The sequence below is a fragment of the Streptomyces toyocaensis genome (assembly GCF_000725125.1).
GTDB classification, from domain to species: Bacteria; Actinomycetota; Actinomycetes; order Streptomycetales; family Streptomycetaceae; genus Streptomyces; species Streptomyces toyocaensis.
The window spans coordinates 1-12,599 of sequence record NZ_JFCB01000030.1 but is presented as its reverse complement, the minus strand read 5'-3'; the positions used below and the strand labels follow the sequence as shown (position 1 = coordinate 12,599).

General features: G+C 71.6%; 12 protein-coding genes and 5 pseudogenes. 4 read left to right on the top strand and 13 right to left on the bottom strand.

All coding sequences use genetic code 11. The features are described 5' to 3' along the window. Positions 1–21 precede the first annotated feature (21 nt). The 6 genes and pseudogenes from BU52_RS26150 to BU52_RS26125 all read right to left on the bottom strand — a co-directional run bounded on the left by BU52_RS26150 (position 22) and on the right by BU52_RS26125 (position 5,173). Positions 22–1,794: a PP2C family protein-serine/threonine phosphatase gene (locus BU52_RS26150; RefSeq protein ID WP_051858608.1), complete on the bottom strand. Its 1,773-nt coding sequence runs from the start codon at positions 1,792–1,794 to the stop codon at positions 22–24. After that, positions 1,791–1,976, bottom strand: a pseudogene (locus BU52_RS35995) (phosphatase); the annotation flags it as partial. The pseudogene BU52_RS35995 and the gene BU52_RS26150, both read right to left, overlap by 4 nt. Before the next feature lie 158 nt (positions 1,977–2,134). Next, positions 2,135–2,578 carry an anti-sigma regulatory factor gene (locus tag BU52_RS26140; RefSeq protein ID WP_037938731.1) on the bottom strand — a complete coding sequence of 148 codons (444 nt, stop codon included), beginning with the start codon at positions 2,576–2,578 and terminating at the stop codon, positions 2,135–2,137. Then, positions 2,578–2,988, bottom strand: coding sequence for an STAS domain-containing protein (locus BU52_RS26135; RefSeq protein WP_037938730.1), 411 nt, complete (start codon positions 2,986–2,988; stop codon positions 2,578–2,580). Before BU52_RS26135 ends, BU52_RS26140 begins: the two co-directional genes overlap by 1 nt. Next, positions 2,985–3,869 carry an STAS domain-containing protein gene (locus BU52_RS26130; protein WP_037938872.1) on the bottom strand — a complete coding sequence of 295 codons (885 nt, stop codon included), beginning with the start codon at positions 3,867–3,869 and terminating at the stop codon, positions 2,985–2,987. The genes BU52_RS26135 and BU52_RS26130 overlap by 4 nt, the downstream gene beginning before the upstream one ends. A gap of 146 nt (positions 3,870–4,015) precedes the next feature. Beyond that, positions 4,016–5,173 (bottom strand): PP2C family protein-serine/threonine phosphatase, encoded by a 1,158-nt coding sequence (locus tag BU52_RS26125; protein ID WP_037938729.1) that lies wholly within the window; start codon positions 5,171–5,173, stop codon positions 4,016–4,018. A 147-nt stretch (positions 5,174–5,320) separates the two neighbouring features. Here BU52_RS26125 and BU52_RS26120 point away from each other — a divergent pair, with 147 nt between their 5' ends. After that, positions 5,321–5,806 (top strand): MarR family winged helix-turn-helix transcriptional regulator, encoded by a 486-nt coding sequence (locus BU52_RS26120; RefSeq protein WP_200881297.1) that lies wholly within the window; start codon positions 5,321–5,323, stop codon positions 5,804–5,806. A 504-nt stretch (positions 5,807–6,310) separates the two neighbouring features. Here BU52_RS26120 and BU52_RS37015 read toward each other — a convergent pair. After that, positions 6,311–6,376 (bottom strand): annotated as a pseudogene (locus tag BU52_RS37015) (MerR family DNA-binding transcriptional regulator); the annotation flags it as partial. A gap of 214 nt (positions 6,377–6,590) precedes the next feature. Then, positions 6,591–7,460: pseudogene (locus BU52_RS26115) on the bottom strand (DUF234 domain-containing protein); the annotation flags it as partial. 277 nt (positions 7,461–7,737) lie between these two features. On the opposite strand from BU52_RS26115, the gene BU52_RS26110 reads away from it, so the two are divergent. The 3 genes from BU52_RS26110 to BU52_RS32885 are packed head-to-tail and all read left to right on the top strand — an operon-like array spanning position 7,738 to position 9,459. After that, on the top strand, positions 7,738–8,118 hold the full coding sequence (locus BU52_RS26110; RefSeq protein ID WP_037938722.1) for a CPCC family cysteine-rich protein: 381 nt from the start codon (positions 7,738–7,740) through the stop codon (positions 8,116–8,118). Then, the gene (locus BU52_RS26105) at positions 8,115–8,846 is read left to right on the top strand and encodes a HEAT repeat domain-containing protein (RefSeq protein ID WP_037938717.1); all 732 of its coding nucleotides are present in this window, start codon (positions 8,115–8,117) and stop codon (positions 8,844–8,846) included. The genes BU52_RS26110 and BU52_RS26105 overlap by 4 nt, the downstream gene beginning before the upstream one ends. A 55-nt stretch (positions 8,847–8,901) precedes the next feature. Continuing rightward, positions 8,902–9,459, top strand: coding sequence for a DUF6000 family protein (locus tag BU52_RS32885; RefSeq protein WP_235216424.1), 558 nt, complete (start codon positions 8,902–8,904; stop codon positions 9,457–9,459). A gap of 17 nt (positions 9,460–9,476) precedes the next feature. Here BU52_RS32885 and BU52_RS26095 read toward each other — a convergent pair whose 3' ends face one another. From BU52_RS26095 to ychF, 5 genes and pseudogenes are all read right to left on the bottom strand, one after another. Next, positions 9,477–10,013, bottom strand: a complete 537-nt coding sequence (locus tag BU52_RS26095) for a CbrC family protein (protein WP_037938867.1) — start codon at positions 10,011–10,013, stop codon at positions 9,477–9,479. A gap of 66 nt (positions 10,014–10,079) precedes the next feature. Continuing rightward, positions 10,080–10,436, bottom strand: a complete 357-nt coding sequence (locus BU52_RS26090) for a hypothetical protein (protein WP_037938716.1) — start codon at positions 10,434–10,436, stop codon at positions 10,080–10,082. 136 nt (positions 10,437–10,572) lie between these two features. Next, positions 10,573–10,662 (bottom strand): annotated as a pseudogene (locus tag BU52_RS37185) (NUDIX domain-containing protein); the annotation flags it as partial. Between the two features lie 32 nt (positions 10,663–10,694). Further along, positions 10,695–10,997: pseudogene (locus BU52_RS26085) on the bottom strand (tetratricopeptide repeat protein); the annotation flags it as partial. 179 nt (positions 10,998–11,176) lie between these two features. Beyond that, the gene (gene ychF, locus BU52_RS26080; RefSeq protein WP_037938713.1) at positions 11,177–12,265 is read right to left on the bottom strand and encodes a redox-regulated ATPase YchF; all 1,089 of its coding nucleotides are present in this window, start codon (positions 12,263–12,265) and stop codon (positions 11,177–11,179) included. Positions 12,266–12,599 lie beyond the last annotated feature (334 nt).

Sequence of the window (12,599 nt, the reverse complement as noted above, 5' to 3'; positions counted from 1 at the left end):
CGCTATCGCGGCGAGGGGCGTTCACCGAAGGCGCGGGCGGGACGCGGCACCCCGGCGGGGCGGCGGGCCGGCCGCGGCACCGCCCTCTGCCGCGGTGCTGTGGCAGAGCAGCAGACAGACGTCGTCGTCACGCTCGGAGGCCTGGACGAGGTGCTCGACCAGCGACTCGGCACACAGGTCCAGGTCCTCCAGGACGGGCTCGTCCAGCGCGGCGAGGGTCCGGCCGAGCAGCTCGATGCCGGTGTCGATGCCCTGGGAGCGTCGCTCCACCAGGCCGTCGGTGTAGAGCACCAGGGTCGAGCCCGGTTCGAGACCGGTCGTGTGGTCCCGGTACGTGAAGGGCACCGGGACGCCGAGCATGACCCCCGGTTTGCTGCCCAGCACCCGCACGGCACCCTGGGGAGCCCGGACGACACCCGGCGGGTGGCCGGCCGAGGCCCAGGTCACCCGGGGTTCTCCCGGCCTGAAGCGGGCGATCGTCGCGGTGGCGTACAGGTCGGGCTCCTGGTGGCGCAGCATGCGGTGCAGACGCGTGAGGATCTCGGCGGGTCCGGCCCCGTCGACGGCGTACGCGCGCAGCGCGGTGCGCAACTGGCCCATGACCACAGCGGCGTGCAGCCCGTGCCCGGTGACGTCGCCGATGACCGTCAGCAGACTGCCGTCGGGCTGGAAGAAGGCGTCGTACCAGTCGCCCCCGATGTTGAGTCCCCGGGTGGCGGGCAGGTAGCGGGCGGCCAGGCGCAGGCCGTCGGCGGCGGGCAGGTCGGTGAGCTGGGCGCGCTGGAGCGTCTCGGCGGTGTCCCGGTGCTGTTCGTAGCGGAGGGCGTTCTCCAGGGCGATGGCGATCCGGCGGGCCAGTTCGACCAGCATCACACCGGTGTCCGCGTCGAAGCGGTCGCCGGGTGCCGTGAGGGTCAGCACGCCCAGGGTCCGGCGCACCCCGAGGGGGATGCACAGCACGGGCCGGTCGGGGGAGAGCGCGGACGGCGGGAGGTCCTCGGTGCCGGGCAGTCCGCCGGGGTGTCGGCCGGCGTGCTGGGGACGGCCGGTGCGGGCCGCCGTGACCGCCGCGGCGGGGCGGACACCGCCGGGAGCTGCCCGGTTCCCGTCGAAGAGCCATACGTCGACCTGGCTCGCGTAGTGCGGGACGAGCCGGCCGGACAGGCTGCGCAGGATGTCCTCGTGGTCGAGGGACGCCGTCGCGGCCTCGGTGGCGTCGGTGAGGAACGTCAGCAGTCGCCGGGCCTTCTCCGCCTCACCGCGGGTGGTCCGTTCGGCGTCGAGCAGACCGCGCTGGACGAGGGCGGCGGCGTCCAGCTCGGCGTGCAGGGCCAGCACGCCCTGGTTGGTCTGGTGCAGTTCCTCGCGGTGCAGGCGGAGGAGTTCCTCCGCCTCGTCGAGCCTTCTCAGGACGGCCGCCGTCTCCTCGTCGGCGGTCAGGACGGCCTCGGTCGCCGCGGGGTCTTCCGGGTCCGCCGGGTGGGCGAGACTCCCGGGCGGGGGGCCGGGGCAGGAGACGGCGAGCCGCCACAGAGAGGCGCGCCCGCCCGGCGGGAGGGCCCGCACCGTCGCCCGTACGCGCCCGGCCCCGTCCGGGCCCGGTGCTTCGACGACGAGCGTGAGCTCCGCGCCGTCACCGCCGAGGCACCGGCGCAGCCGCTCCGTGAGGGCCGTGAGGAAGCGTGCGCGTTCGACCGCGGGGACTTCCAGGGCGGCCGTGAGGCGCGCGGCGGCGCTCCGGGCGCGGGCGGCGTCGGACGCCGTGGCGATCTTCCGGACGTCGGGCGGGATCACGACGCCGGTCCCGCGCGTGCGTGGGCGAGGACGGCCACCGTGGTGTCGTCGCGCGGGGGGCGGGCCGGACTTCCGGCGTCCCGCAGCAGGGTCACGGCGACCACCGCCGGGGCGTGGGTGAGGGGTTCGGGATCCCCGGGCGGCGTCCACCGGGCGGGCAGCCCGTCGCTGTGCAGGACGAGCCCCTGGAGCAGCTTGGTCGCCGGCTCCGTGGCGGCCGGGGCGGCGACCGCCGTGCGGTGCGGACCGAGGCCGGCCCGGGTGCCGGCCGCCTCGGCCGCCACGCGGACATCCCGTACACGGGTGGGGTCGTGTACCGGAACGTCCCGGACGCGTGTCATCACTCCCCCGAACGGGCCGCGGGTACGTCGGCGGTCCAGGCGACGACGGTGACGGTGGTGCCCCTGCCCGGTCCGGTGTCGAGCTCGAATTCGTGCACGAGGCGCCGGGCACCGCTGAGGCCGAGCCCCAGGCCGCCGCCGCTGGTGTGTCCGTCGGTCAGGGCCAGCTCGACGTCACGGATCCCGGGACCGCTGTCGACGAAGGACAGCCGCAGTCCCCGGGTCGTGTCCCGTGTCACCGGAGTGATCTCCACGTGGCCGCCGCCCCCGTGCACCAGGGTGTTGCGGGCCAGTTCGCTGGCCGCGGTGACCAGCTTGGTCTGCTGCACCAGGCCGAAGCCGAGCCCGGCGGCGGTCTGGCGGATCCGCTGCCGCACCCATGCCAGGTCCGCGTCCGAGCCGACCGGCAGACTCGTCGCGACGGGAGGGCCGGAGACGGGCATCACGTCCCCCTCCCGCGCCGGTCCGCAGCGGCCGGCCGGCTCCGCGTCAGCAGTTCCATCCCCTGCTCGACGTCGAGTGCGGTGGTCAGCCCCGGCAGGGTGAGACCCAGCTCGACCAGGGTGATCGCCACGGCGGGGCGCATGCCGACCACGACGGTGTGGGCCGCGAGCAGGCGGGCGCTCTCCGCGATCTCCGCGAGGACCCGTCCCAGGAACGAGTCCACGACGTCCACGCCGGAGATGTCGATGACCACGCCGGCCGCCCCGCTGCGGACGATGCGGTGGGTGACGTCCTGCTGGAGCTGCTCGGCCGTCCGGTCGTGCAGGTCTCCCTGCAGGGTGACGAGCAGGGTCTCCCCCAGCGCCAGGACCGGCACCGCGGCCGCGTGGCCGGGGTGGGGGGAGGTCACCGGCCACCCGCGCGCGGTGAGACCTCGATGCCCTGCTGGGAGAGGGCGTAGGCCAGGGCGTCCGCCAGAGAGGCGCGGGTGAGCACGGTGCCCAGGTCGATGCCGAGGTGCACGATGGTCTGGGCGATGGCCGGGCGGATGCCGGAGACGATGCACTCGGCCCCCATCAGGCGCGCGGCGGCGACCGTCTTCATCAGGTGCTGCGCGACGAGGGAGTCGACCGTGGGCACACCGGTGATGTCCAGGATGGCGTAGCGGGCACGCCGGTCGACGACGCTCTCCAGCAGGGACTCCATGACGACCTGGCTGCGGGCGCTGTCCAGCGTGCCGATCAGCGGCACCGCGACGACGCCCTCCCACAGGCTGATGACCGGGGTGGCCACCTCGAGCAGTTGCTGCCGCTGCCGTGCGATGAGCGCCTCGCCCGAGCTGAGTGCCGTCTGCATCACCACCAGGCGCAGCGTGCCCATCAGGACGGTCAGCGCCAGCATGGTCTCGGCCGCCTCCGCGGCGGTCGCGTCGGAGGGTTCCGCACGCAGCAGCTCGGCGGTCGGCGCCCGCAGGGCGGCCACCTCGTCCGCGATCTGCGCGGGGCTGGATCCGGTACGGGTCCGGGACCCGGCCATGCGCCCGAGCTGATCGCGCACCCGGTCGAAACCGGGGGCCGCGACGTCCTCCAGTCTCCCGGCCGACGCCACCTCGGACAGGGCGTCCAGGACGGCCTTGCAGGCCTCCACCGCCTCGTCGCGGGACACGGTGAACACGGCGCGGAAGAGCGGGGCGTCGGCCCAGCGCTGAGCGATCTGTTCCCGGCGGCGCTCCAGGAAGGCTCCCACCTCACGCGCCGCCGACTCGACCGCCTCTTGCTCCGACACCCTCACCGTCTCCTTCCCGCGGGGCCGTCCACCGGCCACCGCCATGACGCAATTATTGCCTCATGGCAAACGTTACTGTCGACAGCGTGGGACGGACAACACGGGTCTGCACATCACGCGAGGAGGCCGGCGGTCCCGCCCCGGGTCCCGGGTCAGCGGCCGTGCCAGTCGAGACAGACGACGAGGGCGTCGTCGTCGGGGAGGGAGCGGCCGCGGTGGCCGGTCAGCTCGCGCAGGATGGCGCGCGGGACCTCGGCGGCCGGCAGCAGCCGGGTGGACTGGATCGCCCGGGCGAGCGCGGCGTCGCCGTACGCCTCCCCCCGGGGGCCGGCGACCGCGTGCACGCCGTCGCTGACGAAGACGAGCCGGTCGCCGGGCTCGACCTGGAACTCCTGGGTCACGTAGTCGGTCTCCTCGAACATGCCCAGCGGGAGTTGGGCCTCGAAGGTGACCGGCTCGACGGATCCGTTCCGCAGCCGGACCGTCTGCGGGGAGCCCGCGTCCACGACGGCGACGCGCCCCGTCTCCAGGTCGAAGTCGAACATCAGCACCGACAGGTAGCAGCGGCCCTGGTAGTGGGCGTAGACCGCCTGGTCGGCCAGGGCTGCCTGGTCGGCGAGGGCGATACCGGCACGCCGCGCGTTGCGCAGGGCGTTGACGGCCAGATTGGTCAGCAGGGAGGCTTCTATGCCCTCCCCCATGCCGTTGGTGACGTAGAGCATCAGGTGGTCCGCCGTGACGGACCAGTCGAAGTTGTCGCCGTGGATCGCGTACGCGGGCTCCAGCTGTGCGCCGAGCTCGTACTCGGGGCGGGAGCAGGAGCGCCCGGGCAGCAGCTGCCACTGCATCTCGGCGGCCAGGGTGAGCCGGTCCTTGCGGCGCGCCTGCAGGTAGACGTCGGTGTCGCGCTCGGCGACGACCACTTCGTGGCCGAGCACCTGCGCGATCTCCGCGAGCTCGTCGAGGACCCCCTCGGCGCCGTCCTCGTCCGGCAGGGTCACCGACAGCACGCCCAGCCGGTCGCCGCGCACGCTGACCGGCAGGTGCACGCGCACACGGCCCCCGGCGGACTCGGCCACCGGCTCCTGGGCGCAGAACGCCCGGCCCACCACGCTGTTGTGCACGGACACCGGCTCCGTGGTGTACGGGAGCACCGACACCGGCTGGAGCACGGTCAGGCCGTAGTCGGCCATGAACAGGTCGGCGGACTCCGCCGCGTACAGCTCCGCCAGCACGCGACGGGTGGCGTCGAGCAGTTCGTGGGGTGCCGCTGTACGCAGAGCCCGCTCAGCGGTCACGAGTCTGTTCACGATGGCAATAACACCAATCCTTCGAAGAGTTGTTGTGGTTCCGTCCGAGCGGCGGTGCCGCTCACCGGCCGCGGCGCGGCGCCGGACCCATGTGTAGCCGCTGCGAATGGCTAGTACGCTGGCCGCTGTCCCAGTGCCTGCGAGAGTGTGACAGTGGCTGCTTTCCGCCCCCGCCCGGAGCCCGTCGAGGTCGCCCGTGTGACCGCGACGGCGGGAGAGTTGCTGGAAGTCCTGTGGGGCCGCGCCTCGACCGCCCCCGCGTCCGCGTCGCAGATGCGTGTGCTGCTCACCCTGGAGCACCAGGACGGTATCAATCTGCGCACGCTCAGCGCCGCCCTCGCCTCAACCCCCCCGTCCACCAGCCGGCTCTGCGACCGGCTGGTCGCCGCCGGCCTCGTCGAGCGCGTGGTCGGCCGGACCGACCGCAGAGAGATCCGGCTGCACCTCAGTAGGCGGGGCCGCGCGTTCCTCGACGACCTGCGCGCCCGCCGGGAGCAGGAGCTGCAGTCGGTGCTGACGCTCATGCCGGCGGGGAAGCGGGCCGCGCTGCTGGAGGGACTGGAGGCGTTCTGCGACGCGGCGGCGCTGCAGATGCACGACGACGGCATGCGGTCGGACGACCGGACCGCCTGAACTCGAGGCCGCACCACCGGGCTCCCCGATGCCGCGGGGCATCGGTGGCCGGTGCGCGGAGGGACTTCCGCCCCGCCGGAACATTCCACAACCTTCCCCGTCCGGTACGACTCGGCTGTTCGGTTGCCCCAGGACCATAGTTGTCCTCCGGCAATCAACGCCTGCCCAGGAGCCTACCCGCTCCGGATACCCCCGATGCACACGGGCGATTCCGAACCCGGCCGGACGACGACCGGAAGCCTGCCCGGCCGGCACGTCGGGGCCGTGGGCGGCATCGAGCCCCGGACGGTCGGCTCCTCTGCCGGGCCGCCACGACGGAAACGGGCTCGTCGGTGAGGGCGGGGTGGTGGCGGTGGAGAGCTGCCAAGCCGTACCGGTCGAAGCCGGCGGCCACCGGCACCGTGCGCGCCTGAGCCTGCGGGGGGGGATTCACGCCGCCGCCGGCGAGGCAGGCGGCGCCGTCGGGTGCGGGAGGCCGGGGCGTCATCCCCCGGTCAGTCGCCGGTAGTGATGCAGCGTCCGCACCGTCACGCCGGCCATGGCCGCGACCTGCCCCACGGAGTAGCTCATCCGCCCGTCCTTTCGCCGGCACACAGCCTCAAGCCTGACCTAGGGGGAGGGTGAACTCGCGTTCGGTGAGGGCATGGCGAGGGGCACGAGGGAGCCCTGTGCCCGACGGCAGGAGCGGAAGGGCCCGCTCACGGGCGGAGGTCTGGGGGCTCTCCGCAACGTCTGCGGCCTGACCGCGCTCACCGATTCCCGCACCCGGCCCGCCATTCGCCACTCACAGCGGCCAGGCGGTCAGCAGATCGTCGGGGCCGTAGGCGGCATCGAGTCCCGGACAGTCGACACCACTGCGCGAGACCGCCACGACGGGAACGGGTTCGCCGGTGAGCGCGGCGCGGTGGCGGTGGAGAGCTGCCAGGTCGTGCCGGTCGAAGGGTGACTGCTCCAGCCACTTGATCGAGCCGACGAAGAACAGCTCCTTGGCGATGGGGCCGCGGTCCGCCCCTACGATGTCAATCTCGACGTCGTTGGTGCGGGTCCAGTAGCCGCCCACGGTGGGGGCCGCGGGCAGCCGGTCGTCGGGCAGTATCCGTGCCAGTGCCTCACGGACAACGGGCTCGACAGCCCGCCCACGCCAGCTGGTCCAGTTCTCCCGGATGCGCGCCAAAGTCAGATCGCCCCGCCCCCGTTCGATCTCTCCCATGGACGGACCGAGCAGGTGCAGCCAGAACCGCAGGTAGGGATCCGTCACCGTGCAGCGACGGTCCTTCGACGGACGCGGCGACACGGGCAGGTCGGCTGCGACGATCCGCTTGCGCGTGAGCAGCTCCAGTGCTCGCTGCAGCGGCGTTGCCCCGATTCCGCCAGCCGCACGGGCGATGCTGGTGAAGGTCCGCTCGCCACTGCCGATGGCCGCCAGCACCGTACGCGCCTGAGCCTGCGGGGGGAATTCGGCCGCCAGTGAGCGCTCGGCAGACACCAGCAGGGCGGAGACCGGGTCGCTCAGCGCCTCGCCGAGGAAATCCCACAGCCCTGCACCCCGCGGCCACTCCGCGCAGATCAGCGGCAGCCCGCCGGTGACCAGCGCGGCATCGAAGGCTTCCGCCGGTTCCAGCCCCAGCATCCGCCCCACCTCGGCAGGGTTCAGCACTTCGTGGGCCGTGGGCAGGAGCTGGCGACGCTGGAGCGGGAGCTGCAGAAGGTGGCGACAGGGGTCGGCGGTCGTTGAAGCGGAATGTCTGCAGGCTGATCCTGACCTGCGGCGGAGCCCCCTCCAGGGCCCTGACCTGGGATTTCCTGGTTGACACGCGTTGGCTCCCGACGGCCGTTTACGGGTGTCCCGCGGACTGGCTGCGGACTGCCCGGGGGCTCCGAAGCTGCGAAATCCCTGGCACACCGGCGGGGCCCGCAAGGAGACTGCGCAGGTGAGCGACTCCTACCCCTGCCCCTGCTGCGGGCACCGCGTGCTGGACGCGATGCCTGGCTCGTACGAGATCTGCCCCGTCTGCTTCTGGGAGGACGACGGGGTCCAGTTCCGTTGGCCCACCATGAGCGGCGGGGCGAACAAGGTCTCCCTGATCGAGGCCCAGCGGAACTATCAGGACTTCGGCGCCTGCGACCAGCGCGGTCGGCGGTACGTCCGCCCGCCGGCCGAGGACGAGCCGCTCGACCCCGCCTGGCGCCCCATCGACCCGACACGCGACTCCTTCGAGGACTGGGCGGCCGAGGACCGCGCCCCGTGGCCGGACGACCACTCGGTGCTCTGCTGGTGGCTCCCAACCTTCTGGCGCCGGGACCACCCATGACCACTCACATTGAGAGACTCATCCAGCAGCTCGACGACTCGACCGGCCCGTCGTACGACGCCCGCGCAGAACTGATCGGCATCGGCTCCGACGCCGTCCCCGCCATCATCAACGGTCTGACCTCCCTCAGCGGCTTCGGTCAGCTGACCGCCATCGAGGTCTTCGAAGAGGTGGCGGACCCGCGCTGCGGCCCCGCTCTGATCGCCCTCCTGGGCAGCGACGACCCCACCGTCCGGGAATGGGCGGCGATGGCCCTGGCGAGCCTGGAGATCGACGGCGCGGTCGAGCCCCTGCGCCGCGCCTACCGCGCCTGCCTGGAACGGGCCACGCCACCGGACTGGAGCGAGCCCGACGGCATCCGCTGGGCCCTGACCGAACTCGGCGCACGCACCCCCGTCGTCCCGCCGCTCACCGCGCGCCTACGACCCACCACTGCGGACAACGCCCCCGGCTGGCCTTCAGCCCACTTCACCGAGATCATCAGCGACCTGGCCGACCACGCCCAGGTGATCCTCTACTCCCAGTTCTGGCGAGTGGACGCCAGCGGCACATACGGCGTCTCCGGCCCCGCCCTGGACTGGGAACTCGACTGGACCGCGCCCTGGGAACACCTGGTCGAAGAGTCCCGCACCTGGTCCCTTCTGGAAGCCTCCGAAGCCCCCACCGACGACAACATCTTCGTCACCCTCACCTGGATCGACCGTACCGACCTGTACCCGGAAAGGTGACCGATGCCATCCCAGCACTCCGAGGAAGTTGGCTACGGCCATGTGGTCGAGAGCTATGACGAGCTTGTACGGCGGTCTCCCGCGCTACCTCGTACTGAACGGCGGGCGGTTCCTGGGCCCCCGGTGGTGGCACACCACACGCTTTACCCGGCACCTGATCGCTGACGCCGCCGCGATCAACGACGAGGAACTGGAAGCCCTCCTCGGGTACACATGGCGCTCGCGTCTCACCGCCGGCCGGCTGATCGGCGTCGACCGCCGCGAACGGTTCCGAGCACGCATCGGCGACCTGCTCCTGGCCAGCGAGGTCTGCTATTCCGGCAGCGCCTGCTGCTTCGCCTTGGCCCGCTTCGGCACACACGCCGACGCTGAGATCCTCACCGCCTACCTCGACCGCTACCTTCCCCGCACCGACCTCCACTACGATCAGCCCGCCGCCCTGGGCGCCCGCCTCGGAACCCACCACGCCGACCGCTTCACGGAGCCCGACGGCCTCTGGGACGAGTGGGTCAAGGGCGTGGGACGCCTCGGCTACCCCAACCACACCCCCGCCGAACAGCGCCGCTGGACGGACCTCCACGGCGAGTTCGCCAACGGGTGGACCCGGCCGTAACAGCCGCCTGACTGCGGCTACGTGAAGTCCGCGTACGCCATGTATCGGCCGCACGCGCGGCACATGAAGAGGTAGCCCGTGGGCTGACTGTCCTTGTCCAGAGCACCCAGATAGCTCTCCATCGCCTCGGCGGACCACCCCCACGCGGCAACCTCGCTGCGCAGCGCCTGCAGGGCATCCGGGAACATGGCCAGCTCGGCCATCCCAACCGCCCTCAGGAACGCCGCACCATCACCGCAGTGGAAGAACCACTGCGGGTCCTGCCAGGAGGAGAAGCCCGGCGTACACGCATCGACGGACATCACGACCTCAAGCGGGACATCGTCCCCGATCGGGTCACCGATGAAGTGCGCGTCGTACTTTGCAGCCGCGCTGCCATCCGCGATGCACCACGGGCACAGCAGGTTGGAAAGTTCCTCGACCGCGTACACCGGGCCCGTGTAAATGAACCCCCGCGCCCTCCCGCAGCAAAGGCACGTCGTGCTGGACTCAACGACCGCCCCGGTCGCCAAGGGGTCGGGGTGGTAGGGAAAACCGGGCAACTCCTCGGACATGCCGGTCACGCTACCTGCGCACAAGAAGGCCGTGCCGGACTGCACCCGCCCTCGGTCCGAAGACGGTCACGGCCGCAGCAGCCGAGCCTGCGGGTCATAGCAAACGAGCCCCATCGATGCCGCGAGATCGGCGGCGTAGGCCGAAGCCTCCTCGGCCATGCTGTACCGCATCGGGAAGTAGATCAACGGCCCGGACGCCTCGCCGATCAACGGCCCCGTCGACCAAGGGGAGGTGTCCTCCTCGTCCTCCATGAGATCCACCCACCGCGCCAAGAGCCCAGCAACGTACTCCGCGATACGCGGGGAGGGTGGAAACTCTTCCTCCGTGTCGATGTAGCGGTCGTACATCTGCGTGAGGACCTCGCCCGCGATCACATCGTCAGCGGGCTTGCTGCCTTCCCACACCGCCAGGTCGTAACTCATGGCCGAACTGTGCCACGCCCTACTGACAGCACCGGCTGGCGTCGACCAGCAGGCCAGCCGCACCAGACGTCTGTGGTGTCGACGAAGGCTTCAGGGATAGCGCTGGCGTCGACCCAGCGAACCTGGGAGTGCTTGCGGCGAACTTCGCATACTCGCTGCGTTGGAGAAGGACCACGCGGTTGGCGGCCTTGTCGTGGACGATGACGGCGGCGACCAGCAGGGTCATGGATTCGAGCGCCGGCTTCGTTGTTGGGCATGTTAGGCGAGCGCTTCGCGGGCGCGGCGGGCCAGATCGGCGACACCAGGAACGCGGCGGCGCTGGTAAACCGCCAGGGTGGAGCGGATCGAGGTGATCGCCTTGCGGGTGCGGTCGGAGGTCATGCCTTCCATGAGGACCAGGGCTTGGGTCCAAGCGGCGACGGCTTCGTCGGCGCGGGCCTGGGCGGCGAGGCTGTCGCCGAGGTCGGCGTGGGTGAGGGCGTGGACGCGCTTGTACTTCACAGGGTCCCAGCGGGTGAGGGCGTCTCGGTGCTGCTGCTCGGTGCCGATGTGGTCGGCGAGGGGCCGCCGTCGACAAGGATTACGCGGACCAGTCCGCCGATGCCCAGCCGCAGGTCGACGAAGCGGCGTAGCCGCTTCCCCGCGCGCTGACCGAAGTCAGCACGCCGCGGACTCTGTGCGGACCGCAAAGGCCGCCCAACCCGCTCCGCCGCAGGTCAGACGGCCTTTCGCCGAACGTATTAGACGTTGAAGCGGAACTCCACCACGTCGCCGTCCTGCATGACGTAGTCCTTGCCCTCCATGCGGGCCTTGCCCTTGGCGCGGGCCTCCGCGACCGAGCCGGTCTCGACCAGGTCGGCGAAGGAGACGACCTCGGCCTTGATGAAGCCCTTCTGGAAGTCGGTGTGGATGACACCGGCCGCCTCCGGGGCCGTGGCGCCCTTCTTGATGGTCCAGGCGCGGGACTCCTTGGGGCCGGCCGTGAGGTACGTCTGCAGGCCGAGGGTGCGGAAGCCGACGTGGGCGAGGGTGGCGAGGCCGGGCTCGTCCTGGCCGACGGACTGGAGGAGCTCGAGGGCCTCGTCCTCGTCCAGCTCGGCGAGGTCCGCCTCCAGCTTGGCGTTGAGGAAGATCGCCTCGGCGGGGGCGACCAGGGCGCGCTGCTCGTTCTTGAAGTCCTCGTCGGTCAGCTCGTCCTCGTCGACGTTGAAGACGTAGAGGAAGGGCTTCGTGGTGAGGAGGTGCAGGTCGTGGAGGAGTTCCGCGCGCTCGCTGCCCTGGACGATGCCGTGGGCGAAGAGGGTGTCGCCCTTCTCCAGGATCTCCTTGGCCTCCTCGACGGCCTTGACCTTGGGCGCGACGTCCTTCTTGATCCGCGACTCCTTCTGGAGGCGGGGCAGGACCTTCTCGATGGTCTGCAGGTCGGCGAGGATCAGCTCGGTGTTGATCGTCTCGATGTCGTCCTTCGGCGAGACCTTGCCGTCGACGTGCACGACGTTCTCGTCCTTGAAGGCGCGGATGACCTGGCAGATCGCGTCGGACTCGCGGATGTTCGCGAGGAACTTGTTGCCCAGGCCCTCACCCTCCGAGGCGCCGCGGACGATGCCCGCGATGTCGACGAAGTCGACCGTGGCCGGCAGGACGCGCTGGGAGCCGAAGATCTCCGCCAGCCTGGTCAGGCGGGGGTCGGGGACACCGACCACGCCGACGTTCGGCTCGATCGTGGCGAACGGGTAGTTGGCCGCCAGCACGTCGTTCTTGGTCAGGGCGTTGAACAGGGTCGACTTGCCGACATTCGGCAGACCGACGATTCCGATCGTGAGCGACACGTTGCGACTTCCCGTACGTGAGGATGGGGGCGAGGACCGGCCGGCTGGGCAGCGTGGGCCGATCCACCAGTCTACGGCGTGCCCGTGCCCGCCCGGCCGTCGTCTCGAACGCCTGGCCGCGCTCGGGTTCCCGGCGTGTCTGACGGACTGTTCGACACATAAAACGACCTAAGTTGGTCCAGTGGAGCAACACAGGACGCGACCCGCGCAGTACGGACCGCGACGTGACCCGGCACCCGGGCCGCCCGCGCAGCCCAGGCCGTCCCGGTCGCCCCGGCCGCCGCTGCCTCCGCAGGCGGCACGCGCGGCGGGGGGCGGGGTCGTACGGTCCGCG